Origin of the sequence: Hymenobacter taeanensis (assembly GCF_013137895.1) — a bacterium.
GTDB classification, from domain to species: Bacteria; Bacteroidota; Bacteroidia; order Cytophagales; family Hymenobacteraceae; genus Hymenobacter; species Hymenobacter taeanensis.
Map to the genome: position 1 here is coordinate 76,168 of NZ_CP053538.1, position 26,839 is coordinate 103,006.

Genomic DNA, 26,839 nt, shown 5'->3' on the forward strand with positions numbered 1-26,839 from the left:
ACAATGATAGGTTGCCTACCCCACAAACGGGGCCTTAAACTGCGGAGCCACGCGCTTCTTAGAGGCTTGCTCGTAGGCGTAGGCCACGGTTAGCAGCTCGCCTTCTTTGTAGGCACCACCTACAAACGACAGGCCTACGGGCAGGCCGTACACCTGGCCCATGGGCACTGTAATGTGGGGGTAGCCAGCCATAGCCGCCGGTGAGGAGAAACCGGGGCCGCCGCCTGAGTCGCCATTGATCAGGTCAATACAACGGGCTGGTGAGTTGGTGATGGCCACAATGGCATCGAGCTTATTATCAGCCAGCACTTTATCCAGCGCCTGCCTGGCTCCATTGTGCGATTTATTTAGGGCTGCCTTGTATTTGGCGCTATCTAACCCTTCCAGCTTGTTGGAGTTTTCCAGAATCTCCTGTTGGAAGAACGGCATAGCCTTGGCCTTGTTCTGGCTGTTGAAATTGATAACGTCGGTTAGGTTTTTAACCGGCGCATTGGCCGTAGCCAGGTACTTGTTTACGCCGTCCTTGAATTCGTAGAGCAGCACATCGTACTCGGCCTGGCCTAGCGGGTCGGTTTCCTTCTCTACTTCTACTTCCACAATGGTGGCCCCTTGGGCTTTGAGCAGCTCCACGGCGGCCTGCAACAGCGGAATGGCATCGGAAGAACCTTTCAGGTGCCCTTTTTCTACCCCCAGGCGTTTGCCCTTGAGGCCGTTGGCATCAAGAAACGTAGTGTAGTCGGGCTGGATTTTACCGTTGCTTTCCTTCGTCACGGCGTCGGCAGCATCCTCACCTGCCAGGGCCCCCAGCAGAACGGCGGCGTCACGGACGGTGCGGGTCATGGGGCCAGCAGTGTCCTGCGTGGCAGAAATGGGGATGATGCCGGAGCGGCTCCACAGGCCTACAGTGGGTTTAATACCTACCAGGCCACTGCAAGAAGCCGGCGACACAATAGAACCATCGGTTTCGGTACCAATGGCCAGGGCGCAGAGGTTAGCAGAAGCGGCAGCGCCTGAGCCGGCGCTAGAGCCGCTGGGCGTGCGGTCAAGAATAAAGGGGTTTTTGGTTTGGCCGCCCCGGCTGCTCCAGCCACTGGTGCTACGCGTAGAGCGGAAGTTGGCCCACTCGCTGAGGTTGGTTTTGCCCAGCACCACGGCGCCAGCCTCACGCAGCTTTTTAATGATAAATGCATCCTGCGCGGCTTTGTGGCCGGCCAGGGCCAAAGAGCCCGCGGTGGTTTGCTGCTTATCGGCGGTATCAATGTTGTCTTTGATAAGCACCGGAATACCGTGTAGCGGTCCGTGCACTTTGCCGTCTTTGCGCTCTTTATCCAAGGCATCAGCAATGGCCAGGGCATCGGGGTTTACCTCAATAACAGAGTTAAGCGTTGGGCCGGCTTTATCAATGGCCTCAATGCGCTTTAAATAAAGCTCCGTAATGGAGCGGGCACTCATGGCCCCACTGCTCATTTTTTTCTGCAGATCCTGCACGGTAGCCTCATTGAGCTCAAAGGCATCGGCTGGGGCGTTGCCCTCGGTGGTGCCCTCAATAGCGGCTGTTTGAGAAGTATCGGTGGAGCACGCTCCGAGGGAGAAGGTGGAAAGGGCCAGGCTCGCGAGGGAGCCATTGCGCAGGAAAATTCGGCGGTTCATGAAGTAGGAGTTTATGCCTTTAAGATACTGCCCCGATTTGCTCCTTCACTACTCTAAGCCAGAAATTCTTCTGCTTATACCGGGCAGCGTGCCAGCCATGCCTTCTGCCGGAAACGTGCAAAATCTGGCGCATTACCGTCCGGGCTAATGAGCTAAGCGTATGATTGACTGCTTATTCAGTCTTTATTCTTTGCCATGCTTCACTTTCTTCCTTCCCGTTTCATTATGCAACGCGCCTTACTTCTGCTGGCGGTGAGCGGCAGCTTACTGGTTTCTGCCTCCAGCTGCTCCGATGATGACGACAACGATAACAGCCCTACTCCGCCCGAAGCGGTAGCTTTCACCCAGGCCAACCTCTACCCCGAAGGAGTGCAGTACGACGCCAAAAACAACCGGTATCTAGTGAGCTCCCAAACAAGCGGCACGGTAGGCCAGGTGCGGGATGATGGTACGTATAGTGCCTTTGCCGAAAATACCGCGTTGGTTTCCAGTATTGGCATGAACCTCGACGACAGCAGGAACCGCCTGCTGGTGGCGGTATCAGACCCCGGTTACAACTCCCAGCGTACTTCTGCGGCTACTCAGCGCAAGCTGGCGCGGCTGGCTATCTTCAACCGCGATAATGGCCAACTGCTTTCTACCGTTGACTTGGGTGGCCTACGGCCGGCCCTAAACCACTTTGCCAATGATATTGCCGTTGATGCCCAGGGCAATGCTTACGTAACCGACAGCTTCTCTCCCATTATTTATAAGGTGGATGCGCAAGGCACCGCTACTGTATTTCTGGAGAACACGCAGTTGGCGGCACCGGCGAGCATGTTTGGGCTCAATGGCATTGTATTCCACCCTGATGGCTACCTGCTAGTGGCTAAATCCGACGAGGGCGCTCTGTTTAAAGTGCCCATCAGCAACCCAGCTGGCTTTACCAAAGTTACGGTTAGTCAAGACCTAAAGGGCGCCGATGGCATGCTGCTTCAAGATAATAATACGCTGCAGGTGGTAACCAATGCGCAAGCCAAAGTGTACCGCCTCACCACCACCAATGCCTGGGGCGCGGCTACCGTGTCGGGTACGTTTACTACGCCACCTCAATACCCTACCACGCTGGCCCGCCGTGAGGGCTCCGATAGCTACGTGCTATACTCTAACCTGAACGCACTGCAGGCCAATCAAACCCCGCCGGTATCGGTGTTCACTATTGCGCGGGTGCGCTTTTAGCCCCGTTTTCAAACCTCACTAAGCCTCCCACACGCATCATGCCCGAACACGTGTGCCTTTGCTAGGCCACCTGTTCGGGCATGATGCGTGTGGGGGAGTGCCGGACTTTACATGCTGGCGAGCTGCTGGCGTAATTGCTGCACCTCGCGCTCTAGCTCCAGATTCCGGAACGTCACCTTCACTTCTAAGTCGTCGTAGGCCTGTTGCAACTCCTGCTCCCGCTTGCGCAAGGCCAGCTCGGTCATTTTCTGTTCATGAATATCGGTGCAGGTACCGTACCACTGCGTAATCTGGCCGTCTTCGTCGCGCTGCGGCTGAGCCTGGCCGAGAAACCAACGGTAGTCGTTATTCTTTGACTTAAAACGGTACTCAATCTCATAGAACTCGCCGGTTGCCAGGGAACGGCCCCATACTTCGCGGGCCCGCATGCGGTCATCGGGGTGCAGGAGGTTGTTCCACATATCCGGCCCCACACTGTCGGCCAGGGTGTAGCCCGTAAAATCGGTCCAGCGCTGATTGAAGTAGGTATGGAAGCCCGTGGGGTCAGTAAACCACACGAGCTGCGGAATCATATCGGCCAAAAAGCGAAAGGCATCGTTGTGGGTCGTTTCTACGGCTGGCTCCATTGCAGTGAATGTGACAGTTAATAGGATGGCTGCGCGAGCTGCAGCTCCATCCCCGATTGGAAATACAAGTTCAACTGGCTGTGCAGCCCATCAGCAGAGCGGCGCAGGCGGGTAACGAGGGCCCGGGTTTTCTCGGCGGCCAGGTCTAACTCCAGGTAGGGGCGGTTCAGCAGGCCGTCGCGTTCTACCTTCCAGCTGCCTTGGTTATGCAGCTCCGGCGTCTGGATTTCCATGAGCCCAGGCTGCAGCCGGAATACAGTGGCCTGCGCCAATGCCGATGCCGGGTCAGTACGGTTTAGCACGCGGTCGGCCACCGTCCATTCCCCAGTCAGGTACTCGTCGGGGAGTTGTTGCAGATTGACGTCGAAAAGCAGTTCTGACATATAAACACGACATGTTCCGGGGCATCACAACCGGCTATACGGCCTAAACGAGTTGCTTGCGCTACCGGTCACACTATGGCTATAAGTGGCGGCAGGTAACAGTACTAAAGGATAAAAATACGAAATAGTTCAGCTCATACTTTCCTGTCGCTATATATCTTTGATACAAAGCGCAATAAAATTATTTATAGGTCTGCACCGTACCAGTGTCCCATATTTAACGCACTTTTCTGCCCTTGCTCGCAGCTATAACACATTTACACGCCTGTAAGTAATACCAGCTAGTGCAGCAGGTCACGGCACTGCAATTCCGCATCAAGCAGAGAAGGTGCCAGCAGCAGGCTTCTATCGGAGCGGCCGGCTTTTAAAGATTCTGGTGGGTGGCATATTACTAGCGTAATATGCTGCTGCTGAAGCCAGGCGGCATAATGCCGCAGAATTGCCACTACAGTGGCGCTTAACTGCTGTACCTGGCTGCAGTCAATCCAAATGCTGGCTTTGCCACTGCGACAGGCTAACTGCAGGGCCTCCGTGAGCAGTAAAACCGCCACCGATGAATCATCCGATTCTGTTAAAATAAGCAAACAACTATTTGGTAAATTTTCCTGATACACCCGCATACCTTCCTAAATCAGCCCACCTATTCTTTTCAACTATCCTCCCCGAAGAGCGCTGCGCCTCTCTCACTCTTAGCCTACTCTGCCTTAACCACTTACCCAGCCGTACAATGTAGGTACAAATGCCCTATCTGTACAGCCTTCTCCTTAATTATGTTACGTTATTACCACTGCGGGCAGCAAGAATTTTAGGTGTTCCGCGGCTGCTCTGCCGTGAGCATGAATAAACCAACTTTACCCTCCCGGCTGAACTCACATTCAATCAGGCTATAGTACAGCTGTTAGGCGGGGCAAAGCTACGGCTTTCAAGCAGGCTATCTACCCATTTAATACGTATTATGCAGTGTAAACGCCCTTTTTTGTACGTATTTATCGCAGTTTGTCTGGCGGCGGCACCTAGGCCACTGGCAACTGTATATTCACAATGGTACCGTGCCCCGGCCTCGACTCCAGGCTGAACTGCCCGTTGAGCAGCTCTACCCGGCTACGGATGCTACTCAGCCCAATACCAGTTATCTTACTCAGGCGCTGATTATCAAACCCAACGCCATCATCCTCCACGCTTAGGTGCAGATGGTCGTCTTCTTTCTCCAAGTAAATAAAGACTTCGCCCGCCTGGGCATGTTTCATAACATTGTTAAGCAGCTCCTGCACAATGCGATACACGGCAATTTGCAAGGTTCTGGGCAGATCACGGGGAATATGAGACTGTAGCCGGATGGGAGGCCGAGGAATGCGTTTCACCAGCTCTTTTACGGCCGTTTCCAGGCCAAAATCTTCTAACACCCCGGGGGTTAGCTCAAAGGAAATGCTGCGGGTAGTACGAATAGCTTCATCCAGCAGCCCAAAGCTGGGGCTGGAGCGCGGCAGCTCGGCAGTATGCTCTAAGTGCAGCTTAATGGCGTACAGCAGCTGACCAACGCCATTGTGCAGCGCCTCGGCAATACGGCGGCGCTCTTCCTCCTGAGCAGTCAGGATGGCCTCCAGCACCGCTTTTTGCTGGCGTAGCTTGAGGCGGGTAGTTTCAGCCAGCAGCTCTTCCCGCTCCGTTACGTCGCGCATGATAAGCAGGGCACCAATATGCTCCTCAGCCCGGGTGAGAGGCACCAGGTACAGGTCGAAGTAGCCACCTAGGGGGGTCATGTCTTTCATGGCCAGGCGCGTAACGGGCTCTCCGGCCAGCACCTGCGCTACCAGCTCTTGTAACCCAGCGTAGGGTTGGCCCAGAGGCGTTTCCCAGAGGCACTGGCCCAGGGCTTGGGCCGGGCTCACCCCCGTCTGTAACGCCGCCGTACGGTTCCAGGCCGTCACTTTCCCGTTCTGGTCGAGGGCCGCAATGGCATCTACGCTGCTGTCGAGTAAACGCTCAGTAAACTCTTTCTCAGAGCGCAGTTGTGCTTTTACCTGCTCTGAGGCAGTTACATCAAGGGAGAAGATAACGGCTTGCTGCTTTTGCTCATCAAAAAATCCGTAGTTCTGGTAGTACAGGTTTTCGCCATAAAACACGACGCTGGTAATAAAGCCAACATTCTGGCCGGCCAGTAACTTTTGCACGTGCTTGGCTGCGTTAGGGTACACCTCCAGTATGTTTTGGCCGGCCAGCTCATTATCTGCCATTCCCATCCGGCGTAGGCCGTGGCCCACAAGCTCCAGAATTTCGCCCCTGGGAGTCATGCGCCCCAGCACTACCGGGGTATTGCCCAGAATGTGCTCCAGAAGCCGGTTTTTGTAGTTCAATTCTTCCTGTTCCTGCCGACGCACGGTTACATCGCGGATGAGGCCAGTGAGGCGCCGCGGCTCTCCTGGCAGCACCTGGCCGCTGACCGTTACGTGGCGAATACTGCCATTAGGCCATATTACACGGTGCTCCAGATCAAAGGGCTGGTGCTGCTGCATAGCCTGCTGCAACACGGCTGTTGCGCGAGGTAGATCCTCGGGGTGGATTGCATTATGGAGCCTACTAAAAGGCACCGGATTAGCATCAAATGGATGGCCTATTATCTCCTGCGCACGCTGGTCCCAGTACAACTCATCCGACGTCAGTTCCCACACCCATACGCCCATACCTGAGCTTGCCAGTGCTAAGCGCAGCCGCTCCTCGCTGGCAATCAGGCGCTGCTCGTTGCGCTTGCGCTCCGTAACGTCGCGCCAGATCACGTGCATCACGGTACTGCTGTCTACTTCCAGCACCGTGAGCACAATCTCCAGCCACATATCCTCGCCATTCAGCCGCTGCTGGTACCACTCAAAGCGGTGGTTGCCCTGGCGCTGAGCTTGCTGCATATGCTGCTGCACGAGTTCAGTGGAACGCCGCCCACCCGGCTGAAAATCAGGAGATAAGTCTAGTATCTTTTTACCAATTACCTGGCGTTTATCAACGGCACCAATTAGGCGCAGGGCCGCATCATTGCAGTCAATGTAACACTCATTTTCTACCAGCAGTACGGCATCTGAGCTTTTCTCAAACAATGTCCGGAAACGCAGCTCGCTGGCACCTAATGCTTTGGCAGCCTCCTGCTGGGGCGTTATGTCAATCACCACCAGGCGGCAGAATTGTTCTTCCAGCGCATCCTGAAACGCCAGCCCCTCCAGGCGCGCATAGAACGGCGAGCCATCGTGGCGGGCCATTTGCAGGGCGCACGTCTGCCGGAGCCCAGAGTGCCACACCTTATCCAGAAACTCGCCCAACTGGTTCCGATGCTCTGGGTTGATAAACAACCCAAAGCGCCTACCCAGTAAGCTGCGGCGCGGCAGGCCCAGCAGGTGGCTTAGGTGCAGGTTTAGCTGCCTGATTTCTCCTCTTCTCGTGAGTGTGCAGTATCCCACGGGCGCAAAGTCATACAAGTCAACGTACTGGCCGCGCATAGCTTCACTTTCCGCCTGCGCTCGTTGCAGTTCCTCATACTGCATTTCCAGCTCAATCTGATGGATTTGCAGCTCCTGGACTAGGCGCCGCACCTCCTCAGGCGTTTTCTCATCCATACTCTCCGCCACCAGACGGGTGCGTTCTGCCCGGTCGCGCAGGTGGCGCATGGCCGCCGAAGCATCTGGCATGTCTTGTTCTGGCGAGGGAAGGTTGGAGTCCATACTGGTTGTCCTGGTTGGGCTATTGCCGCGGCGCAGGCCGGATGATGACTGTTTAGTTACTTGCTACGCACGGGCACTCTGCAAGTTCTTGCGCTTACAGGATTTCGATACTGAGCAGTATCCGATCAGTTTTATTACCCTGGCTGGAGATGCGCCGCCCGTACAGCCGCAAATGGCGGTGGCCTACCTCCGGAAAGTCGGCTTGCAGCTCTAGGTTGTCAAACTCACGGGCTTCGCTGTTGATGAGCTTTAGCAGCCGGCGGTGCAAATCAGGCTGGCTCCAGGCCCCACCCGAAAGCGTGTTCAAGGACTCTCCTTTCACGGCCTCTGCATTCAGCTGAAACTGCGTGGCAAAGGCCCGGCTCACCGTTAGCACCCGCAGGTCGCGGTCGAGAGCCAGCAAAGGCTCGCGCACGGTTTCAATGATGCTCTCGGCAAAGCGGGCACTTTCCTGCAGCTGCTGTTCCAGACGCTTGAGGCTCGTTACCTCCGTAAAGGTGATTACGGCCCCACTGATGTAGTTATCGAGGGTGCGGTAGGGCAAAATGCGCATCACGTACCACTCCCCATTGTTGGACTGAATGTTAGACTCCAGCGTCAGGAGGCGGTTGAGCACCAGCTGCACGTCTTCGGCCAGGGCCGAGTGCTTCAGGTTGTTGGCAAAGTGCATAATGGGGCGCCCCACGTCAGTAGGCAGCAGGTTGATGATGCGCCCCACCGATGGCGTAAACCGCTTTATCACCATTTCATTATCCAGGAAGATGATGGCCAGCTCCGTAGAGTCGAGCAGGTTCTTCATGTCGTTGGCGGCCTGCGAGAGTTCATCGGTTTTGCTGAGGTACTGCATGTTCAGGGTCATGAGCTCCTCATTGAGGCTCTGCATCTCCTCCTTGTTGGTCATGGCCTCCTCATTGGTGCTTTGCAGCTCCTCGTTGGCGCTTTGCAGTTCCTCATTGGTGCTCTTAAGCTCCTCCACGCTGCTTTCCATTTCCTCAATGGTGGTTTGCAGCCGGAACTTAGTGTATTTAAGCTCCTTTTCCAGGGCCACCACCACGGCATCGCGCCCGTCAGGCTCCTGCAAGTCCAGCTTTTTGCGGCCCCGGTTACGCTTTGGCGATGGGAGGTCTTCAAACACCACCATCAGCAGCCCCGCCAGCGTATCCGGCTCCGAGAGGTACTTCACCGTAAGGCGGAGCAGCTCATAGCCATTGTCTGTTTTCAGACGCACCTCTTCCAGCACAGCATCCTGTCGGTTTTGCGTGGCCCGGTGCACTGCCCCGCTTATTTCAAAGTTAAGCTCTTCGCGCGCCATGTCAAACAGGTTCATGCCGCTTAGGCCAGGGGCAGGCTCCAGGTACTTGCCCGTACGCCCGTTCACGAACAGGATGTCGCCTTTGCTGTTGATGACCACCGCCGGCGGTGCATAATAGCGCAGCAGTACTTTTTGTACCAGCGTCGCAAAGGCACCACTTTCACGACGGGGAGTAGATGCGTTCATAAGACCTACGGGATGAACCGGCGCAGCCGGATGGCGAGTAAGAGAAAAGGGGAAATTGGCCAACCGGGTAAGGGAAGCTACCGACTCTGAGCGACGGGAGATTTTCCATTTGATATCCAGCGGAATAAACATATCCTGGAAGCCCGTCACGTTCTCGGAAGGCCCCAGAAACATCAGGCCGCCGGGGTTAAGCGCGTAGTGGAATATGGGCAGCAGGTTCCGTTGCAGATCACTGGAGAGATAAATGAGCAGGTTGCGGCAGCACAGTAAATCCAGCTTGGTAAAAGGGGCATCCTTGCTTAGGTTGTGCAAGGCAAACACCACCACATCGCGCACTTCTTTCCGGATCTGATAGCCGCCATCTACCTTATGAAAGAAGCGGCGCAGACGCTCCGGGCTCACGTCGGCGGCAATGTTCTCGGGGTAGAGGCCTAGCCGGGCGTAATCAATTCCTTCGGGGTTGATGTCGGTGGCGAAGATCTGAATTTTGAGATACTTGTGCGGGTCTACGTGCTCTAGGCACTCCAGCAGCAGCATGGCCAGCGAGTAGGCCTCTTCGCCGGTAGAAGAGCCCGGCGCCCACACCCGCACGGTACTGTCGGCGGGCTTCTTGATGAGCAGTGGAATCAAATGGGTGCGCAGGCCCTCAAAAGCCTCCTTGTCACGGAAGAACTTGGTTACCCCAATTAGCAGCTCTTTAAAGAGCATCTCTACCTCCTGCGGGTTTTCCTGAAGGTAGCGTACATAGTGCGTAAACTCCTTGATCTGATGAGAGTTCATACGCCGCTCAATGCGCCTGAAAAGCGTATTGCGCTTGTAGTAGGTAAAGTCGTGGCCGGTTTGCCCCCTGATGAGCATGAAGATCTTCTGGAGGGCGTGGGCGGGCTTGGTTTTAGACTCAGGGGTCAGCTCACGCGGGGGGCGCGTGAGCAAGGGGCGCTCTATGTACTCCAGCAGCTTACCAGGCATATCCTCTGGGGGTAGCACAAAGTCAACGAACTCAGTGGCAATAGCCGAACGCGGCATCGAGTCGAACAGAGCCGTGTCAGGCTGCTGCACCATAACCATCCCAAAGTTCTCCATCACCATTTTCAGGCCAATGGTCCCATCGGAGCCCAGCCCCGACAAGATGATGCAAATGGCGCGGTCCTGGGCATCTTTGGCCAAGCTTTGCAAGAAGAAATCAATGGGCAGGCGGCGCCCCTGCGGCTGGGTGGGGGCAAGTAACAGCAGCACACCGTGCAGCAGGCTCAAGTCGGAGTTAGGCGGAATCACGTACACGTGGTCGCGCTGCACCCGCTGGCCATCAGTGGCCTGCGTTACGGGCAGGGAGGTAAAGCCCTGCAATACTTCTACTAGCTCCCCCTGCTGAGGCCCCAAATGGGTAACCACCACAATGGCCGCGCCGGTACGGGAAGGCAAATGAGCAAAGAACAGCTCCAGGGCCTCTAAGGAGCCTGCTGAACCGCCAATACCAACAACAGGAAATTTATCGACCAGAGACTTCCGGAGAGCTACTGCAGGCTCTTCTATTAAGATAGGACCTGCTACAACGGGTACTTGCGCTGCTGATGTGGGTTGCTCTTCTTGCACAGGAAAAGGGGGGAATAAAAATCGGGGAGGGGGCGGCTGTCCTGGGTTGGGGCAAGACTACTAGCGGTAACAAGGATAACAGGAAACAGGCACTAAACCCGCTACAGAGGAGCTTGAGGCAGATTCAAGTTCTAATTTACTTTAAACAATTTGCGTTTTCCGGCCCGAGCCATTATTACCGGCCGGTAACTGCACCCAACTTTGGCCTGTTTGGTTCTATAGCCCGTATAGCCCGTATAGCCCTTACAGCCCGTATGCACCGAGCCGCAGTATCCGCATCGTATCGGCTGGCTTGCACACTTACTGTTTGCTCTTTCGATTTGCACTCTTCTGCTCTGTCTGTGAATCCCCCTCCCTATCTCATTGTAATTGGCACCTCCGCAGGGGGTATGCTGGCCCTCACGGAGCTGGTGAGGCAGCTACCTGCCTCTATTCCGGCGGCCGTGCTCGTGGTACAGCACCTGTCTCCTGAGTCATCGGGAGAGGCTCTAGTGAACCGGCTCAGCCGCAATAGCAAGCTGAAATGCCAGCTGGCCCTTAACCAGACATTTATTGAAGCAGGCAACCTGTACCTTGCTCCCCCCGACCGCCACTTGCTGCTGCGGGTAAACCGCCTGCTGGTGACCAAGGGCCCGCGGGAGAATGGCTTCCGGCCCGCCGCCGACACCCTATTCCGCTCAGCGGCCGTCAGCTTTGGCCCTAGCGTAATAGGCGTGGTGCTCACAGGCATGCTACATGATGGCACCGCCGGCCTCGATTTCATTAAGCGCTGCGGCGGCATTGCCGTGGTACAAGACCCGCTCGATGCTGAATTCCCAAGCATGCCCGAAAGTGCGCTGCGCAACGTAGATATAGATTATAATGCCCCTCTGGCCCGGCTTGGAGCGTTGCTCGTTGAGCTTACGCACCATCCGGTGCCTCCGCAGAGCACAGCGAATATTCCAAAGGATCTTCAAACTGAAGCCGCTATTGCGGAACGCGTCGTGGGAACTACAGAGGAAGTTCAGGAGATTGGGCACCAAGTGCCCATGACCTGCCCTGATTGCGGCGGTGCCTTGTGGCAGCTTAATAAAGGCAACGTACTGCGTTTCAGGTGCCATACTGGCCACGCTTTCACGGCCGACGCCCTACTTGATGCGGAGCAGCACTCCCTGGAGGAAACCCTCTGGGTGGCCATCCGGATGATGGAGGAGCGCAAAATTCTGCTTACCAGCATGGCCTCACGAGGAAGTGGCTTTTGGAGCGTGCAGCAGGAAGAACGGGTGGAGGGACTTAAACAGCACATTAATCGCCTGCGTGAGTTTTTACTTAATGGCTCAGTTGCTGGCACTGCTCCCAAGACAAATACAGACCGCACGGAGGAGACGGCATAAGTACGCAGAAGCTGCTCCGTATAAGCACCCAAACGCATCCGTAAAAGGTACCAAATACTCGATTAAATTGTGTTTTTGGTGGTTAAATAGCAACTTTTGACTGGTTGGCTGCCGTTGAGGCAAGAGAGTTTCATCTTCCCCCCTCAATTCGCACGTCATGGCTCAGTCACAGAAAACCCAGAACACCACCAAGACCGCACAAACCAGCAACACCAGCAAGCGGGGCTTTGCTAGTATGGACCCGGAACTGCAGCGTCGGATTGCCAGTGAAGGTGGCCGGGCATCGCACCAGAGTGGCCGTGGGCACCGCTTTACTTCTGAAGAAGCCCGCGCGGCTGGCCGCAAAGGTGGCCAAGCCAGCCGCAACACGAGCAACGCCCAGGCTCGCTAGGCCACTAACACCGGCTAAGCGCTTGTGCAGTTCGCTTTTTGGTTAGCAGGCAACAACCAAAACCTCGGGCCTGCCGGGATCTTCGCTGCTTATTGTTCCCTTCACTGCCCTCTGTATGTCGAGCATTCATTTTTCTCTGCATAAAGATCCCGACGACTCGTTGCAGCACTTACTGCTCTTAGTGCGGCAGCGGCCCGTAATACATTGGGTATTACCGGCTACATCTAGCTATGGCACGAAAAGTCTGCTGGAGCGAGGATTATTGCTTGAGTCTGCTGGAGTTTTAGTATTGCCACAACTCATAGCACAGGGCACTTGCCAACTGGCCTATGCAATGCAGCCCTCTACCAGTGCATGTTTGCGGGCCGCCCTGGCCAAAGGAAGCCTGCTGCTCACGTTTTCTGGATCTGATATACAGGGTACGTACTCTTTTATTCGCCTTCACGAAACCAGCACTGCCTGGCTGCTTAGCCCTGCTACATATGTGCCAAGCAAAAGGCTGCTGCCTGGTGCCTCTCCTACCAGCTTCACTGCCACTCCATACGGGCCGCAAATTGCCGGACTGGCCTAGGTGGTAGCACTTACCTAATATTTCATGCCTGTTACCAACCACAGCGGCCCCGCCAGAAACTATGAGTTTCTGGCGGGGCCGCTGTGGTTGGTAACAGGCATGTTCTGCCCTAATCGGCAGCCTAGGCCACTCCAGGTTATGTGAGTAGCCCTTGGCGTACGGCGTAGCTGATTAGCGCGGCCGTATTCTTGGCCTGGGTTTTCTCGATGATGTTCTGGCGGTGAGTTTCGATGGTGCGCTTGCTGGTGAAGAGCTTTTCAGCAATTTCGGCGTTGGTTAGGCCCTCTGCTATAAGTTGCAGCACCTCCGTTTCGCGCTTTGATAAACCATCAGTTTTTTTGGCGGTAGCTACTACATTGGGGGTGGCCGCCTGCATAAGCTTCTGCAGAAACTTCACGCCAAGCTCTGAGCATAAAAATTGCCGGCCATTGGCCACCGTTCTGATGGCGTACACAATTTCCAGCTTGCCGGCATTCTTGAGCACGTAACCATAGGCTCCGGCCTCAAACATGCGGTTGATGTACTCTTCATGGTCGAGCATGGAGAGGGCCAGCACGTGCACCTGCGGATACTCTTCGCGCAGCCGTTTGGTGGCCTCCATCCCATCCATTACGGGCATGTTCATATCCATTAACACCACATCGGTGGGGGTAGTGGCCAACAGTGCCAGCAGGTCTTGGCCGTTGCCAGCCTCCCCTACTACCTCAAGGCCTTCCTGATCAGAAAGCAGAGCCCGGATACCATCCCGAATGATGGTGTGGTCGTCAACAAGGATTATACGAATCATGATTGTCCAGAAGCAAAAAGAGGACCAGCCCAACTTTCAACAATGACACCCTTGCTTAGCCTAATGTTCGTTTAAACGCTTAAAATAGGTATTTACAGGCTACTCTTTACGTATAAATACGCAAAGAAGACTCAGCAAAATACCGTGAAATACCTCTACTCACTCTCACTTAATTTCTTGGCCAGCTTTGCCGGCACTCCGGCACTGTTGAGCATGCCGCTCACCAAGCCCTGGCGCCAGAGGGTAAACACCGAGGAGCGCCGTTCCCGCCCGGAGGTCATCTGTCCGGGTTTGAGGGGTTGCCCAGGCTTGCGTGGGTTATCGTCCCGAATAAAGATGCCATTCACTACGGATGTCTCTACCCGTTTGAGTAAGCCTGGGCGCTCCTTTTGATTTAGAAGCTGCAGCTTCAGGTCAGTATAGCGGGCCCACATGGTGCCGCTGGCAGCCTGCTGATTTAGGGCCATTGAGAACCGAATTTGCTTTACGTGGCCACTCTTAATGGCAATACCCCGGGTAGGCACCGTCATGGAGTTAAGAATAGACAACGGGGCCTGCCGGAAAACGCCCTGAACGGTATGTGCTCCCGAGCGGTCTAGCAGGTTAGCCTGCAGAGATAATTTAGCAAAGCAGCGGTCCTGAATCCAGCCGGTTGCCTCCCCGGTCATGGGTGAGCGGGGCCCCATCAGGTGAGGGTTATTGGTAATATTGTGCAGAGAAATACTTAGCCGGTTCAGCGACATAGTCCCCGGCGTGGGGTCACGGGGGGCGCGGTAGGCTAACTGAATGGTAACCCGCTGAAAGCGCAGCTGACGTACGTTAAACTGAAATGGCAGCTGCCCTAAGGCTTCGGGCGTCATTACTGATCTAGCGGGGTTAATGCGGAAACGCCCGTCGCTGCGGGTGTACATCTGCGTTTGAGGCACTATAATACTACCCACCTGCAGCACCCGTTGCTTCTGGGCGGCCCGGTAGTCTATGCCCGTCACGCGCATCTCCGGGCTCTTCACCATGATGTGAGCCGCCTGGTGCCCCTTGCTGCGGGCCATAGCCACCACCGACATGGTAGGCACCAACCGAATGCCCGTCAGGCGAAGCGTACCGGGCCGAGTATCGGCCCGAAGCTGCTGCCACGAGAGGTTATAGTATGGGGCATCCATACGCAGCGAGGCTACTCCGGTCCAAACAGACCAAGCCTCAGCGTAGTAAACAGCCGGCCGCGCGGCATTACGCGGCAGCACCTGAATATTAGTGGCAATAGCCCGCATATTGCCTGCCACCGGAGCTTGCGAAACGCCCGCGATGCGCAACGTGCCACCGGTTATTTCCAGCCGTTGCAGGCGACACTCCTGCAGGTAGGGAGCCAGCAGTACGTGCAGCGAGGGCGGCTTCACGGTGGGTAAGGTCAGGGCCAGCTTAGGCGACGAGACCTGGAGTGTATCCATGCGCAGATGCTTGCGGGCCAGCAGTGCGGCATCTAGGCCGGTCAGCCGCAAGCGAGGCATCACCATACTGATTCGGGTAGTCTTCTCCTGTTGGTCGTTAATGGGCCGAGTAGGATGTACCAGCAAAGAATCTAGCAGGAGCTGTTGCTGCTCAGAGGAAAACCTCCCGCGCATAAGCTTCACTTGGTGGCCCGGCACCCGCACAGCCAGGCCGGTTATTTCACCAGCCAGGGCGCTGGCATAGCCTATGCGCTTGGCATCGGCAGCGCCGGCGGCACTCAGCAGAATATCGTGCACTTGCAGCTGGCCGTTGCTCAGCTGCACGAGCGGTTGCTGCAAGGGGCCTACTGTGCCGTGCGCCTGCCGAAGCCGAAAGTGGCCTACCCGGATGCCCTCTACTGGCAACTGCTGGTATAGGGGCTGTGAGCTACCGGCCGTGGCGGGCATGGCCGCTAGTTGCAGCGCCACCGCATCAAGCACTACACTATCAATGGGTACTACACCTTTCTTCAGGAGGGCCAGCAGGCCTATGCCCCTTACGTCAAGCCGACCCACTGCCAGCTTTACCCGCGGAAAACGGGCCGAATCGGTGGGGCTTATGGCCGGGTTGGTATCCAGCCACAGGCCCCGGACGGCCAGTGTTTGGTCCCACAGGCTGGTTTGCAGGGAACCAATATGCAGGTGGTAGCGCCCACGGCTTGCCGTAGCCACTTGTTGCTCAGCCTTGCGGCGTAGCCAGGGGTCAAGCTGGTGCAGGGCAATAATGGCCGCTATCCCCAGCAGACATAGCCCACCCAGTAGCCACCACCCCCAATGGGTGCGCTTGGGCATGGGCTGGGCGGGAGCTGCAGATACGGAAGCAGTAGGAGTTGAGTACACAGGAATCGATTAGCTCAACCTTACGTGAAAATCGTTGTTTCTGATTCTACACTTTAGGCTTATTCAAAGAATTCGCTCCAAAAAGGGGGCGTTTAAACCAGCAGACCAGAAAAACTTATTTACTTGCCGGCTCTGCGCCGAGAATACGCATCGGGTATTCCTGCCTTTTACGGGCCATAGCAATAGCTGCATTTGGCTTATGCACAGAATACTCCGCCGCCCATTACCAACCATATTGGTTAGGTATAAGTTAACCAGCTATGCTTGCCATAACTTCACTGCTTAACCCGCACAGTGCGGACCGCATCAACCGGATTATCAAGAGCTTGGAAACGGAGTTTGGCCTTGATGATGTGCAGGCCACTCCAGATCCGCACCTTACGTACCAGCTTGCCGGGGTGCGCAAACTATCATTGCTGAAGAAAGTGCTGCGCGATGTAGCCCGCACCACCAAGCCATTTACCGCTTTCACTACTGGCCTGGGCTTGTTTCCGGGGCCCAATCCGGTTATCTATATCCCGGTGCTGCGCTCCGATGCCCTCAACCAGCTGCACCACCGTATCCGGACGGCTACGGCTCCTTTGTGCCTGCGCACCGACAAGTTCAGCGGACCCGATTGCTGGCTCCCGCACATTTCTCTGGCCCTGCATGATACCACCCCGGAGCTGCTGGGCCCAGTGCTGCAGTACCTCAACCAACAAACATTCAACATGCGCCTGCTCATCAACAACATCACCATTTTGCGCCAGCAAGAGGAGCTGTTTGTGCAGGAGAAATGCTTTACGTTTGAAGGACATAAGCGTGAAACCGCCCCTGATTTGTTTCAGCAACTGGCCTAGGCCCCTACTCCCGCGGCAGTAGCCTCAGGAATTTTGCTCCTGAGAGTATCACATTTCCGCCCGCTCCCCCGACCTTTACTCCTTCCAACTCATCCTTTTCCTGTATGACCGCCTACACTATTGTTCTAGCCCTGCACTCCTGGACGCGCTGGCTGGTGCTGATTTTCGGACTCATTGCGCTGTTTCGGGCCTTCTCGGGCTGGCAGGGCCGCCGCCAGTGGCTGGGCGCCGACAATGGCATGGGCGCTGCTTTTGTAGGCTCTATGCACCTGCAGCTCCTGCTGGGCTTAATTCTATACTTTGGCCTGAGCCCTCTTGGGGTAAAAGCTTTTGAAACGGCAGGCAGCGCCGTAATGAAGGATGCTGGCAGCCGCTTCTTCGCCGTAGAGCACTTAGTGGGTATGTTGCTGGCAGTGGTAGCCGCTCAGGTGGGCCGCACGCTCTCCAAAAAAGCTACTGACCCCGTACTCAAGCACAAAAAAGCATTTACCTGGTTTCTTATTGCCTTGCTGCTGGTACTGCTCATGATTCCGTGGGGCATCTGGAATCCGGCCCGACCCGCGTTCCGCCTCTAACTTGCAAAAAAAGGCCTCCCGATAACAGGAGGCCTTTTTTATGGTGTATTTACTATCAATTCAAAATGAAGTTACTTTCTCTGGTGAGCTGCGTATAAGCAAAAGCGCAAGCTCAACTGCTCGTGGTTTTCCTATGCCTTTTTCGTCTGCTACTGGGCCTGGGTTAAGCTTTTCCTGTGCGGAGTTTGCCGTATTAATTGAGTCAAACTTGCAAAAGCTGGAGCAGCGCCCGGAAGCGGAGCACCATCATCGAGCATTGCTGCAGGTGTTGCGGCAGCAGCTGGCAGAGCAGAACTTGACTGATTCACTTCCATCTCAGAGCTCCTCCACCGGTTTAACTGAGTACCCACGGGGCTTTAAGGCTCTGGCCGACGTTAGGCCCAGAAATTTGTAGCCGCTAAATGCCCCCATAGGCCTTTACTTGAGGCTTGCTGTTAGTGCATTGCCACGCAAGCCGCTTAGCCGGTAGTCTATATCTGGCAACGGGGAAGCTGTCTGCTTGCTAGTGTACGTTGCGTGCGTGAAGTAGTAAGAACCCGCGAAACAAGCGAATACCAGCAGGCTTACTCGCAACCAGGCCAAGAGAGTTTTAATTGACATACAGAGTAAGTTGCCTAGCGGCGCTGACGTTGATTTGTGGCTTGCAAGGTGAAGATCACTCCTCTCTGCTGCTCCGGCGACTGCAGAAACATTGCCTGTTGCTTATAGCCTCCGTAGCCACAGCTTAAGCCAATGGGCTCGGCGCTGGGAAGGGTAATGCTGAAGCTACCGGCGGCATTCGTGACGGCTACCTGTTTTGTGGTGCCACTCACCCAAACCGTAGCACCTGCCAGGGGTATGCCATTTTGCCCCGTAACCGCCCCAGTTAGCGTAACGGGCGTCTGGTTGCGCAGAGCTTGCTTAAGGGGTACTACCCGCATAGGCTGTAGCCGCGCCACCCGCCGTGTTGCCATTAGCTTGATAGCTGCCTTAGGTGCTCGGGTGCTGGTTGCTGTTTTCCGAATGGTTGGGCCAGGAGTTGCCGCTGCAACTGCCATTGAGGCCACCAGCAACCCCATAATGCGCAAGGCAGGGTAGAATGAATTCATAGGGGTAGGGTAAAACACTGAGAAACCAAAAGGACTGTAGGTTCTATTATCAGGGGCTACTTAGCACTTCCGGCCAGCAGCTGCGACACCGGCTGGCGCTCCTCTATCCACCGAAACGTGCTGTATTGGCCAGAGGTAAGAATGTGCAGCATAGCCGCATCATACTGGGCTAGCACTATTGCCACCGGCCGCAATGCCTTTGCGTTAGCCTGCCCTTGGGCAGTTGGATCTAGCTGCTGTAGCTTTTGCAGGGTAACCACGCGTACAGCAGCGGCTTGCTGTTGCGTAAGTCTGAGTACATCTGTGAAATAGCAGGTCAGTTGCAGAGCACGGGCGCCTACCTGCTTCTGCTGGTCCGCCACGGTGGGCTCATTACTGGATCCCATCATGGTAAGCTGATGATGCGTTTCAGCGTTAGAGTAAGTTGCAGTGAGCAGTAAGTTGAGGAGAGCAAAGCATGTCTTTTTCATGACAACAGGTGTGTAGTGGTAGAGAGTAGAGAGCGAATTGATGTTTCAAACCTACCTTTTACCCCTACGCCGTTCTGTACTATTCTTTCAATGGCTTGTTATCAATAGCAAACAGTCCAGTTTACTCTGCGAAAGAAGCAATAGCAACTGCCAATTATTTATAGCTCGAACGGTTCAGTTAAGTTAAAGGCTATCATATCCTATTGTTCCCATTATGAGAATAGATAAAACAATACCCTGAACCTTAGAAATATCTATATCCCATAAAGAATCAAGTGCAATTTGCTCCGTACCTTAGCTTAAGTATAATACACTTATTGCATGCTGCCCTTACCCCTTACTTGTGTTATAGTTGATGACAACGAGATTAACCGTTTAACGCTCGCCCACCTGATAGAGCTCACACCAGATTTGCAATTGGTAGCTTCACTGGTAGATGGTATTGAAGCGCTAAACTACTTTCAGCAGGGTAGCCAAGCCGATATATTATTTCTAGATATTGAAATGCCCCTGCTGTCCGGTCTGGATTTGCCGGCCTTGCTGCCTAACCCAGCGCCGTCTATCATTATGGTAACCACGCACCGCGACTTTGCCGTGCACGCCTTCGCGCTGGCAGCGCTTGACTACCTAGTGAAACCCGTTACGCTGGAACGCTTTAACGTAGCAGTATCTCGCGTGCGCGAACAACGCTTGGCCCAAGCGCCCCTGCTAAGCCCACCCGCCATTCCCGACCCTCATTCTGATGCCAGCTTATTTGTAAAGGTTGGCTCCCGAATGCTGCGCGTGAACTTCGATGACCTATTATATATTGAGGCTCAGTCTACGTGCTCAGTGCTCATTACCAAAGGCCAGAAGCACGTGGTGTATTCTACCCTAAAAGCACTGGAAGAACGCTTGCCTCTGGCCCGGTTTGCACGCGTGCACCGCAGTTACATTGTAAATACGGTACTCATTGATTCTGTGCAGGACAATGTGCTTAGAGTGGGCTCACACGAAGTACCGGTGGGCAAATCGTATCAGGATACATTTTACCGCACCTTACGCAGCATTTAGCGCCAGTATGCGTGGTCATGGCTACGCATACTGGCGCCGCAAAAGTCACTACCAGTACTTCTGCAGCCCATTTACCAGTAAGTTTGCCTATCTGTAGCTTACTTAGGCGGCTCTGCTGGTAGCCTATCAGTTAGCTCTGCTATGGTACGCCGGACCTGCACTACCACGTGTGCTATGGCTTGTTGTAGCTGAGGCAACTCTTCCTCAGCGCTGGCAGGGGCACGTTCCAGCAGCTTCACTGGCTCAGCAACGCCCTGAACATCTAAAGAAGCAAGGCTGGGCTTGATGTGGTGGGCCACCCGGGCTACTTGCTGCCAATCATTCATTGCGGCGGCAGCCTCCAGCTGCGCTATGCTTGATGGCATGTTTTTCAGGAAGGAGGCAATGATTTTTTGCACAAATGCAGTGTGGCCCTGAGCCATATCGTGCAGTTTCGTCAGGTCGTAGCTTTTGGCAGGTACGTTAACTGCTGCGGGGCGCAACAGCAACTCCAACTCCCGATACAGGTCACGCTCTTCGAAGGGTTTTGTGAGGCATGCATCCATGCCGGCTGCCAGGTACCGCTCATTATCGGCCCGGAAGGCGTTGGCGGTTAGGGCCAAGATCGGCACGCTGGCCTTGGCCACATCAGGGAGCTTCCGGATAATGGCAGTAGCCTCCAGGCCACTCATGCCCGGCATTTGAATATCCATGAGTACTACATCATAGGCGTGGGTGCTGTAGAGTGCAAGCCCATTCGGGCCATTCTCGGCCTCATCTACCATCATACCCCACTCCTCTAGTAGCAGGCGGGCCACATGACGGTTGATTTCATTGTCTTCGATCAATAATACCCGGTGGCCCTGCAGTGCTCCGGCATCAAAGGGACTGAAAGCCTCCGCCGCGGCTACAGCTGCAGTGCGGGGCAGAGTAAGTTCAAACGAAAACCGGCTCCCCTGGCCTACAGTACTTTCCAGCCGCAGCTCACCGCCCATTTGCTCAACCAGAGCCTTGGATATACTCAGGCCCAGACCCGTGCCCCCAAACCGCCGGGTGGTGTCGGCGTAAGCTTGCGTGAAGCCTTCAAAAATGCGGGCTTGCAAGGCCGGCGCGATGCCTACCCCCGTATCGGTCACGCTACACTCAATGGTTAGGGTAGTTTCTGTTTCGGCCACCTGCCGGCTTACCACATGTATATGCCCACCGGGAGGTGTAAATTTTACGGCGTTGCCGAAAAGGTTAATCAGAATTTGATTGATGCGGTATGGGTCGCCGAGTACCCAGGGGTGCGGGCAGGAGGTACGCAACGGCGTGCCCGCAATGTGCAGGCCTTTTTCCGTAGCCTGATGCACCAAGGGCTGCAGCGCCTGCCCCATTGAATCGCAGAGGTTAAAGGGAATTTGCTCAAACTCCAGCTTGCCGGCAGTAATCTTGGCCATGTCCAGCACATCATTAATGATGCTAAGTAGATGCTGGCCCGAGCTACGAATAATGCGCAAAAACTCCTGCTGGCGAGCGTCAAGTGGTGTTTTGCTGAGTTGAGTAGCCATGCCCATCACGCCGTTCATGGGCGTCCGAATCTCATGGCTCATGTTGGCCAGGAAGTTCTCCCGGGAGCGTACCGCAGCTTCGGCCTCCTTCTTGGCCCGCTTTAGTTCCTGCTCCGCCATTATCCGGTCGGTGATGTCCTGGCCATAGCCGATAACGTAGGCCAAGCGCCCTGCCTCCTGCACCAGGTAGTTCTGGTACAAAACATAGCGCAGCTCCCCCGTTGCAATTTGAAATTGTACCACGCCGCGGTTTTCCCCCTCCTGGGCAATGGTAGTAAGGTAGTGGCCTAGCTTAGCGCGCTGAGCGGGCGTGAGGGCTTCCTGCAGGTAGCGTCCCGGCAAGCTTTCAGCTGGCATTCCCATAAATTGTGCGGCGGCGGGGTTCACCGACAATACTTTGCCCTCCAAATTGTGCGTGCAGATAAGAGCCTGCGAATACTGCATCAGGTCGCGGTACTGCTTCTCATTATACTCCAGGGTTTGCTGGGCGCGCTTGAAATCAGTAATGTCAGAGCTCACAACTAGTACGTGCACGCTGCCATCGGGCAGGTGCAGAGGGCGCTTGGTGGCCTGGTACCACAGTACCTCGCCGCTGTACAACGTAACCGAAGACTCATAGCTGTACTGCTCACCGGTGGCCAGCACGTGCGCATCGGTTTCAGCGTATCGCGCCATTTCCTGAGCCTGCACGCTGTTGGGGGTAAGCTGTGAACGATCCTGCAAATGCGCCGATAAAGAGCGTAATACTTCAGTGGCCCTGTTCTGGAACAGAATATTCCCTTCGGTATCACGGACAAAAATGACGCTGGGGCTGGTATCAAGCACTAACTGAGTAAACTGCTGCTGCTGCTGCAACTCCCGGCGAGCAATTTCTTCGCGCGTGGTATTGGCCAGAATCAGAAGGTTTCCTCCCTTACCCAAGGCCACCAAACGGGCATTATGGTAAGTGACAGAGCCATCGGGCTGCGGGAGTTCAAAGGGGTGCTCCTGCACGGAGCCCTGCGGCGTACTAGCCAGGCTCAGCAGCTGCTGAGCCACGGCAGAAGGCAAAAGCGCAGTAAGAGCCGCCCTGTGCAAGTCTTGACCTGGCTTACCCAAAGGGGTACTCCCGGTCTTTACCTCCTCTACTCGCCCTGACGCATCCAGCACCACAATAGTATCAGGCAGGGCCATGAATAGAGCCCGCATTTTGGCCTCGCTGGCACTGGTGCGGATTTCAGCTTCTCGGCGCTGGGTAATGTCCAGGCCATAACCAATAATCAGCTGCAGGGCACCAGCCGCATCAAAAACCGGCTGGTAGTGCCTGACTGCAAACTGCGTGGTGCCATCAGGCTGCTCAATGGCTTCTTCCCACATCACCATCTGGCGCTCCTGCACGGCCCGCACAAACTTCTCGCGCCGGATTTGCGCAATGCTAGCGGGCCAGCCCTGGCTTGCGGTGAGCTCAACAACATTCTTGCCCAGCAGATGCTGGCGGGCAGCAGGGTTAGGCAGTGCAAACGCGTTCAGGAACAAGTAGCGCTGATCGAGGTCGAAGACAGCAATCTGGCTGGGTAGCTGATCGAGAATGGTTTCGTAGAAGGAGCGCTGGTCAGCCAGTTGCTGTTGTGCTTCTACGCGAGTGGTAATGTCAACCAAGTAAATATTAACGTACCCGTGCTCCTGAAACGGTACTACAAAAGCCGTGTAGCAGCCGTAATTACTCCCCTTCATATCTACCTGAGCGGCAGTACCTGTTGCCAGTATTTGAGCGGCTATTTCTTTGGTTTGCGCCCGCATTACCTCCTGTTCCTGTTCCGTGGCAGAGCTGTAATGCGCCTGGGCCGCAGGGTTAGCATATAACAACTCGCCCGTATGGCTTACCCGCAGAATGGGGTTCGGGTTCTGTGCCGGAATATGAGCAGTTGCCTGCAATTCGGCCACCTGCTGCTGCAAAACAGTGTTGGCAGCTTGCACTTGTTGCAATGCTTGCTCCAACTCCTCAATGCGAGCTTGAGCTTGTGCGCTGGTGAGCACCTGAGAAGAGGAACGGGGCATAGAGAGTGCTGGGTGGGAATTCAAAAATACGGGGGCAACACCTAACTCAATCGATTTCACTCAAGTATTCGTTAGCTGACAGTTATAAAGTATGGATATCCTAAGGAAAATCACCTGGTTTTCAGTCTTCAATCAACTTAATATAGCACCACACGGGCAGTTTTGATCCGAAAAATTCATAGCGCCTCCGCTACTTATTGGCTGGTTGTATAACACTGGGGTAGCCTAGCTGGCCTTTCGTTATGACCCGGTTATGCCAGTAACGGGTTTAGTAGTAAGCTGCTGGAGGGCAGCTTGCTGTGCTTGACTGGTGCATTAGCGAGCTTTGTAGCAGAGTTGAGCCGGTGTATTCTGACCGGAGCTCAGGGGGCCCAGGGGCACGCCGCTAGGGTTTGCTGCGTATCTGTAGGTCTCTTTTGTTCGTATTCTTCCAATTAACCTCCTTCTTTTGTAGTCCAATAACACATTGGGCTTGTGCTGCTCAGCTGTTGCTCCACCTGGTTACAGGTATTGTAACGGCTTGGCACTTACTTCCTTTACCCGTCTGCTTTTGCGAATAGTTGCTCTACTTCTTCTGCTCCTCCTGTTTTCTGCCGGCGCCTTTTGCCAAGGCACTTACCGCCGCGCTGTTGCTAAACCGGGTGATGGAGTGCAAACGTTGCTACAGCGCTATGGCCTCAACTCGAAACCGCATGTGCAGCAGTTTAAACTGCTGAATCGTAAGAATCTTACTGCTAAAGGCGGCCTGATTGTGGGCAGAAAGTATTTGCTGCCTAACCCTGGCGCTACACGTGCTACCTCTACTGCCAAAGCTGGCTCTTCACGCGGTATCAGCACCACTCCTTTGCTACCCTCCACCCTGTTTGGGCCAGTATACTCACCGGTCGCGGTCCGCGACCGGGCGCTACGTGGGGCAGTCTACTACCTCTCGCCGGGCCATGGGGGCCCCGACCCTGGCGCTATTGGTACGTACGGCGGTAATAAGCTGGCCGAGGACGAGTATGCCTACGATGTAACTATCCGGCTGGCTCGGGTACTGATGGAGCACGGCGCCACCGTGTACATGATGGTGCAGGACCCCAACGACGGTATTCGCGACGAGGCCATCCTGAAAATGGATCACGACGAGATTGGCTACCCCCACCAGGTTATTCCGCTTAGCCAGGTATACCGGCTACGGCAGCGCATTGCTGAAGTTAACCGCCTCCACGCACGCCATAAGGGTGCTTACCAGCGGCTTATTGCCCTGCACGTTGACAGCCGCAGCGCTGGCCAGAACATTGACGTGTTTTTCTATCACCACCCCGGCAATGCCATGGGCTTGCGGCTGGCCAAAAACATTCACAAGGTGTTTACCAACCGCTATAAGCGGGCTCAGCCCAACCGGCCCTATTCGGGCAATGTCTCGCAGCGAGGCACTTTGTTTGAGGTGCGCAACAGCCGCGCTCCAGCGGTGTTTATGGAACTAGGCAACATCCGCAACCAGAAAGACCAGCGCCGCTTTGTGGTGGCCGACAACCGGCAGGCCCTGGCCAACTGGATTTATGAGGGACTACTAGCCGACTATACTGGCAGGTAATAATTAGGGGCTGGTTGCTAGCAGGTCGTTTGCAATAATCGGCACCCGGCCCTTATGGGTTCATCAGCAAATAGAGCAGGTTATGGTATAAGATGCCCTGCTCGCCGTCGTGGATGCCGTCGAGGCCGGCATCTTCCAGCAGGGCTTCTACTTCTTCGTACTCCTGCAGAAAATCTATTTCGGGCTGTTCCTCATCGGGCAGCTGCGTGTGAGTGAGGTAGCGGCGCTTGGGCTCAAGCGTAATAAACAGCTTCCGAAAGCGCGTTTGAGCCACTAGCAGGGCCTCGTAAGGAATTACCGTTTCTTCATCAATATGAATGAACACGGTTGTCTTCTCAGACTCAGGCGTGTGAAGCAGGAAGCTAGCAATATCAAGGCTCATGGCGGAGGGGGAAAGACGAGCACGAAGGTACGTAGCTGCCGCCTCGCACTCGCCTTTCCTAAATACTGCTCCCGCTATATAATGGTTTAGGCCATTCTGAACAGGCCTACGCTACCTTACTCATTGCTGCCGCATACAAGCAAGTGAGTATAGCATGCAACGTTTGCTCTGTAAGGTGGCTCTCCCTATGCGTAGCGCTGCTTTGTATAGGAGCTGATCTAGCTACCTTTCATGCTTGCTTTTCCTATGCGCCTTCATTACGCGGCCCTCTTCTCCTTCCTATTGCTCACTGGCTGCGACACCGATGTTGCCCCTAAACCCGCTGATGATTTCGTCGGCCCTATTCAAGTGCAGGCTTTGGAAAGCCGCGAAGGACAGACACGCAAACTCTACCTTAACTTCCAAGACCAGGGCCAGTACGCGTGTTCCAACTATGGCCTAGGTACCCGTTATGAACGGGCTAATAACCAGCTGAACTTCGCTTTTACGGGTGTAGTCGTTCCGTCTGGTTTTTGCCTGACGTCAACCGGGCCAGCGCGGGCCAGCTTTGATATCTCGGAGTTTGGGGCAGGCACTTATTCCCTGCGTTTGCAAGCCGGCAGCCGCAGCACCACCGGCACTCTGGAAATCCAGAAAGACCTACTTCGCATCACCAGCAACGACCCCAGCATTGTAAAAGCACCGTTGCCAGAGCTGCGTTTTATGCCCAAGAATATCGTGTGGGGCTACGCTACCACCATGCTGCCGCAAGCCCAGGCATCCGTTTCAGTACTACGCGACTCCCTGCAGCGGCTCGGGGCTACCCCCACTACCCTGACGCCGGGCGTATACTCACAGTTTACCATTGCCGCCAACGGCCTACCAGAGCCGCCGCAGGTATCAGCAGGTGCCCGAGCGTTGCTCCTGCTGGCCAATTACTCTGGCTCTCCGGAACGCATACAGGCCTACGTAAAGCGCGCCAACGCCGCCACGCCAGGGCTGAATCTGTGGCTTAATACTTCAGGTATTTAGGCTAATTTGGCTTAGCCTTGAACCTTAGTGGCAACGGAAGATAGGTAAGTACCTTGTCACCATAAGCTACTCCGATATTATTGGCGCCGATCAACGCAGAATGAGTGTCACCAATCAAGTGAATCGCTTCAGCATCGTAAAAGAACAACAGGACCTGA

20 protein-coding genes are annotated in these 26,839 nt (G+C 55.1%); 8 read left to right on the plus strand and 12 right to left on the minus strand.

Annotated elements, in window-relative coordinates:
- Positions 1–15: 15 nt before the first annotated feature.
- Entirely contained in the window at positions 16–1,650 is a 1,635-nt protein-coding gene (locus HMJ29_RS00365; RefSeq protein WP_171589616.1) for an amidase, read from the minus strand.
- 195 nt (positions 1,651–1,845) lie between these two features.
- Here HMJ29_RS00365 and HMJ29_RS00370 point away from each other — a divergent pair, with 195 nt between their 5' ends.
- On the plus strand, positions 1,846–2,868 hold the full coding sequence (locus HMJ29_RS00370) for an SMP-30/gluconolactonase/LRE family protein (RefSeq protein WP_171589617.1): 1,023 nt from the start codon (positions 1,846–1,848) through the stop codon (positions 2,866–2,868).
- Between the two features lie 107 nt (positions 2,869–2,975).
- Here HMJ29_RS00370 and HMJ29_RS00375 read toward each other — a convergent pair whose 3' ends face one another.
- The 5 genes from HMJ29_RS00375 to HMJ29_RS00395 all read right to left on the minus strand — a co-directional run bounded on the left by HMJ29_RS00375 (position 2,976) and on the right by HMJ29_RS00395 (position 10,501).
- Positions 2,976–3,494: a PAS domain-containing protein gene (locus tag HMJ29_RS00375; RefSeq protein ID WP_171589618.1), complete on the minus strand. Its 519-nt coding sequence runs from the start codon at positions 3,492–3,494 to the stop codon at positions 2,976–2,978.
- A gap of 17 nt (positions 3,495–3,511) precedes the next feature.
- Positions 3,512–3,877 (minus strand): hypothetical protein, encoded by a 366-nt coding sequence (locus HMJ29_RS00380; RefSeq protein ID WP_171589619.1) that lies wholly within the window; start codon positions 3,875–3,877, stop codon positions 3,512–3,514.
- A gap of 281 nt (positions 3,878–4,158) precedes the next feature.
- Entirely contained in the window at positions 4,159–4,461 is a 303-nt protein-coding gene (locus HMJ29_RS00385; RefSeq protein WP_171589620.1) for a hypothetical protein, read from the minus strand.
- 429 nt (positions 4,462–4,890) lie between these two features.
- Positions 4,891–7,581, minus strand: a complete 2,691-nt coding sequence (locus tag HMJ29_RS00390; RefSeq protein WP_171589621.1) for a PAS domain S-box protein — start codon at positions 7,579–7,581, stop codon at positions 4,891–4,893.
- Positions 7,582–7,675: 94 nt separating this feature from the next.
- Complete coding sequence (locus HMJ29_RS00395) at positions 7,676–10,501, minus strand: CheR family methyltransferase (RefSeq protein ID WP_253805661.1); 2,826 nt, start codon at positions 10,499–10,501, stop codon at positions 7,676–7,678.
- A gap of 512 nt (positions 10,502–11,013) precedes the next feature.
- On the opposite strand from HMJ29_RS00395, the gene HMJ29_RS00400 reads away from it, so the two are divergent.
- Together HMJ29_RS00400 and HMJ29_RS00405 are read left to right on the plus strand one after the other, a co-directional pair.
- Positions 11,014–12,045 (plus strand): chemotaxis protein CheB, encoded by a 1,032-nt coding sequence (locus HMJ29_RS00400; RefSeq protein WP_216634080.1) that lies wholly within the window; start codon positions 11,014–11,016, stop codon positions 12,043–12,045.
- A gap of 157 nt (positions 12,046–12,202) precedes the next feature.
- The gene (locus HMJ29_RS00405; protein ID WP_171589624.1) at positions 12,203–12,436 is read left to right on the plus strand and encodes a KGG domain-containing protein; all 234 of its coding nucleotides are present in this window, start codon (positions 12,203–12,205) and stop codon (positions 12,434–12,436) included.
- A 707-nt stretch (positions 12,437–13,143) separates the two neighbouring features.
- On the opposite strand, the gene HMJ29_RS00410 is transcribed toward HMJ29_RS00405, so the two are convergent.
- Positions 13,144–13,794, minus strand: a complete 651-nt coding sequence (locus tag HMJ29_RS00410) for a response regulator (RefSeq protein WP_171589625.1) — start codon at positions 13,792–13,794, stop codon at positions 13,144–13,146.
- A gap of 155 nt (positions 13,795–13,949) precedes the next feature.
- A complete protein-coding gene (locus HMJ29_RS00415) occupies positions 13,950–16,070 on the minus strand; it encodes an AsmA family protein (RefSeq protein ID WP_171589626.1) in 2,121 nt (706 codons plus the stop codon).
- A 308-nt stretch (positions 16,071–16,378) separates the two neighbouring features.
- Here HMJ29_RS00415 and HMJ29_RS00420 point away from each other — a divergent pair, with 308 nt between their 5' ends.
- Positions 16,379–16,957, plus strand: a complete 579-nt coding sequence (locus HMJ29_RS00420; protein WP_171589627.1) for a 2'-5' RNA ligase family protein — start codon at positions 16,379–16,381, stop codon at positions 16,955–16,957.
- A 104-nt stretch (positions 16,958–17,061) separates the two neighbouring features.
- A complete protein-coding gene (locus tag HMJ29_RS00425; protein WP_171589628.1) occupies positions 17,062–17,532 on the plus strand; it encodes a hypothetical protein in 471 nt (156 codons plus the stop codon).
- A gap of 614 nt (positions 17,533–18,146) precedes the next feature.
- Here the strand turns inward: HMJ29_RS00425 and HMJ29_RS00430 are convergent.
- Both HMJ29_RS00430 and HMJ29_RS00435 read right to left on the minus strand, forming a co-directional pair.
- Complete coding sequence (locus tag HMJ29_RS00430; protein ID WP_171589629.1) at positions 18,147–18,620, minus strand: carboxypeptidase-like regulatory domain-containing protein; 474 nt, start codon at positions 18,618–18,620, stop codon at positions 18,147–18,149.
- Between the two features lie 56 nt (positions 18,621–18,676).
- Positions 18,677–19,090, minus strand: a complete 414-nt coding sequence (locus HMJ29_RS00435; RefSeq protein ID WP_171589630.1) for a hypothetical protein — start codon at positions 19,088–19,090, stop codon at positions 18,677–18,679.
- A gap of 321 nt (positions 19,091–19,411) precedes the next feature.
- On the opposite strand from HMJ29_RS00435, the gene HMJ29_RS00440 reads away from it, so the two are divergent.
- Entirely contained in the window at positions 19,412–20,143 is a 732-nt protein-coding gene (locus HMJ29_RS00440) for a LytR/AlgR family response regulator transcription factor (RefSeq protein ID WP_171589631.1), read from the plus strand.
- Between the two features lie 98 nt (positions 20,144–20,241).
- Here HMJ29_RS00440 and HMJ29_RS00445 read toward each other — a convergent pair whose 3' ends face one another.
- Complete coding sequence (locus HMJ29_RS00445; protein ID WP_171589632.1) at positions 20,242–23,709, minus strand: PAS domain-containing protein; 3,468 nt, start codon at positions 23,707–23,709, stop codon at positions 20,242–20,244.
- Between the two features lie 649 nt (positions 23,710–24,358).
- Between HMJ29_RS00445 and HMJ29_RS00450 the strand changes: the two genes are divergently transcribed.
- A complete protein-coding gene (locus tag HMJ29_RS00450) occupies positions 24,359–25,288 on the plus strand; it encodes an N-acetylmuramoyl-L-alanine amidase family protein (protein ID WP_171589633.1) in 930 nt (309 codons plus the stop codon).
- Between the two features lie 52 nt (positions 25,289–25,340).
- On the opposite strand, the gene HMJ29_RS00455 is transcribed toward HMJ29_RS00450, so the two are convergent.
- Positions 25,341–25,670, minus strand: coding sequence for a hypothetical protein (locus tag HMJ29_RS00455; protein ID WP_171589634.1), 330 nt, complete (start codon positions 25,668–25,670; stop codon positions 25,341–25,343).
- A gap of 246 nt (positions 25,671–25,916) precedes the next feature.
- Between HMJ29_RS00455 and HMJ29_RS00460 the strand changes: the two genes are divergently transcribed.
- The gene (locus tag HMJ29_RS00460) at positions 25,917–26,681 is read left to right on the plus strand and encodes a hypothetical protein (protein ID WP_171589636.1); all 765 of its coding nucleotides are present in this window, start codon (positions 25,917–25,919) and stop codon (positions 26,679–26,681) included.
- The last annotated feature ends 158 nt before the right edge of the window (positions 26,682–26,839 follow it).

What these genes read in the sequence shown, in the direction of transcription:
- HMJ29_RS00430 (WP_171589629.1), bottom strand. Translation starts at nt 18,620, where the DNA reads ATGAATTCATTCTACCCTGCCTTGCGCATTATGGGGTTGCTGGTGGCC.
- HMJ29_RS00440 (WP_171589631.1), top strand. Translation starts at nt 19,412, where the DNA reads ATGCTGCCCTTACCCCTTACTTGTGTTATAGTTGATGACAACGAGATT.
- HMJ29_RS00370 (WP_171589617.1), top strand. Translation starts at nt 1,846, where the DNA reads ATGCTTCACTTTCTTCCTTCCCGTTTCATTATGCAACGCGCCTTACTT.
- HMJ29_RS00375 (WP_171589618.1), bottom strand. Translation starts at nt 3,494, where the DNA reads ATGGAGCCAGCCGTAGAAACGACCCACAACGATGCCTTTCGCTTTTTG.
- HMJ29_RS00425 (WP_171589628.1), top strand. Translation starts at nt 17,062, where the DNA reads ATGACCGCCTACACTATTGTTCTAGCCCTGCACTCCTGGACGCGCTGG.
- HMJ29_RS00415 (WP_171589626.1), bottom strand. Translation starts at nt 16,070, where the DNA reads ATGCCCAAGCGCACCCATTGGGGGTGGTGGCTACTGGGTGGGCTATGT.
- HMJ29_RS00365 (WP_171589616.1), bottom strand. Translation starts at nt 1,650, where the DNA reads ATGAACCGCCGAATTTTCCTGCGCAATGGCTCCCTCGCGAGCCTGGCC.
- HMJ29_RS00460 (WP_171589636.1), top strand. Translation starts at nt 25,917, where the DNA reads ATGCGCCTTCATTACGCGGCCCTCTTCTCCTTCCTATTGCTCACTGGC.
- HMJ29_RS00380 (WP_171589619.1), bottom strand. Translation starts at nt 3,877, where the DNA reads ATGTCAGAACTGCTTTTCGACGTCAATCTGCAACAACTCCCCGACGAG.
- HMJ29_RS00410 (WP_171589625.1), bottom strand. Translation starts at nt 13,794, where the DNA reads ATGATTCGTATAATCCTTGTTGACGACCACACCATCATTCGGGATGGT.
- HMJ29_RS00445 (WP_171589632.1), bottom strand. Translation starts at nt 23,709, where the DNA reads ATGCCCCGTTCCTCTTCTCAGGTGCTCACCAGCGCACAAGCTCAAGCT.
- HMJ29_RS00420 (WP_171589627.1), top strand. Translation starts at nt 16,379, where the DNA reads ATGCTTGCCATAACTTCACTGCTTAACCCGCACAGTGCGGACCGCATC.
- HMJ29_RS00455 (WP_171589634.1), bottom strand. Translation starts at nt 25,670, where the DNA reads ATGAGCCTTGATATTGCTAGCTTCCTGCTTCACACGCCTGAGTCTGAG.
- HMJ29_RS00405 (WP_171589624.1), top strand. Translation starts at nt 12,203, where the DNA reads ATGGCTCAGTCACAGAAAACCCAGAACACCACCAAGACCGCACAAACC.
- HMJ29_RS00390 (WP_171589621.1), bottom strand. Translation starts at nt 7,581, where the DNA reads ATGGACTCCAACCTTCCCTCGCCAGAACAAGACATGCCAGATGCTTCG.
- HMJ29_RS00435 (WP_171589630.1), bottom strand. Translation starts at nt 19,090, where the DNA reads ATGAAAAAGACATGCTTTGCTCTCCTCAACTTACTGCTCACTGCAACT.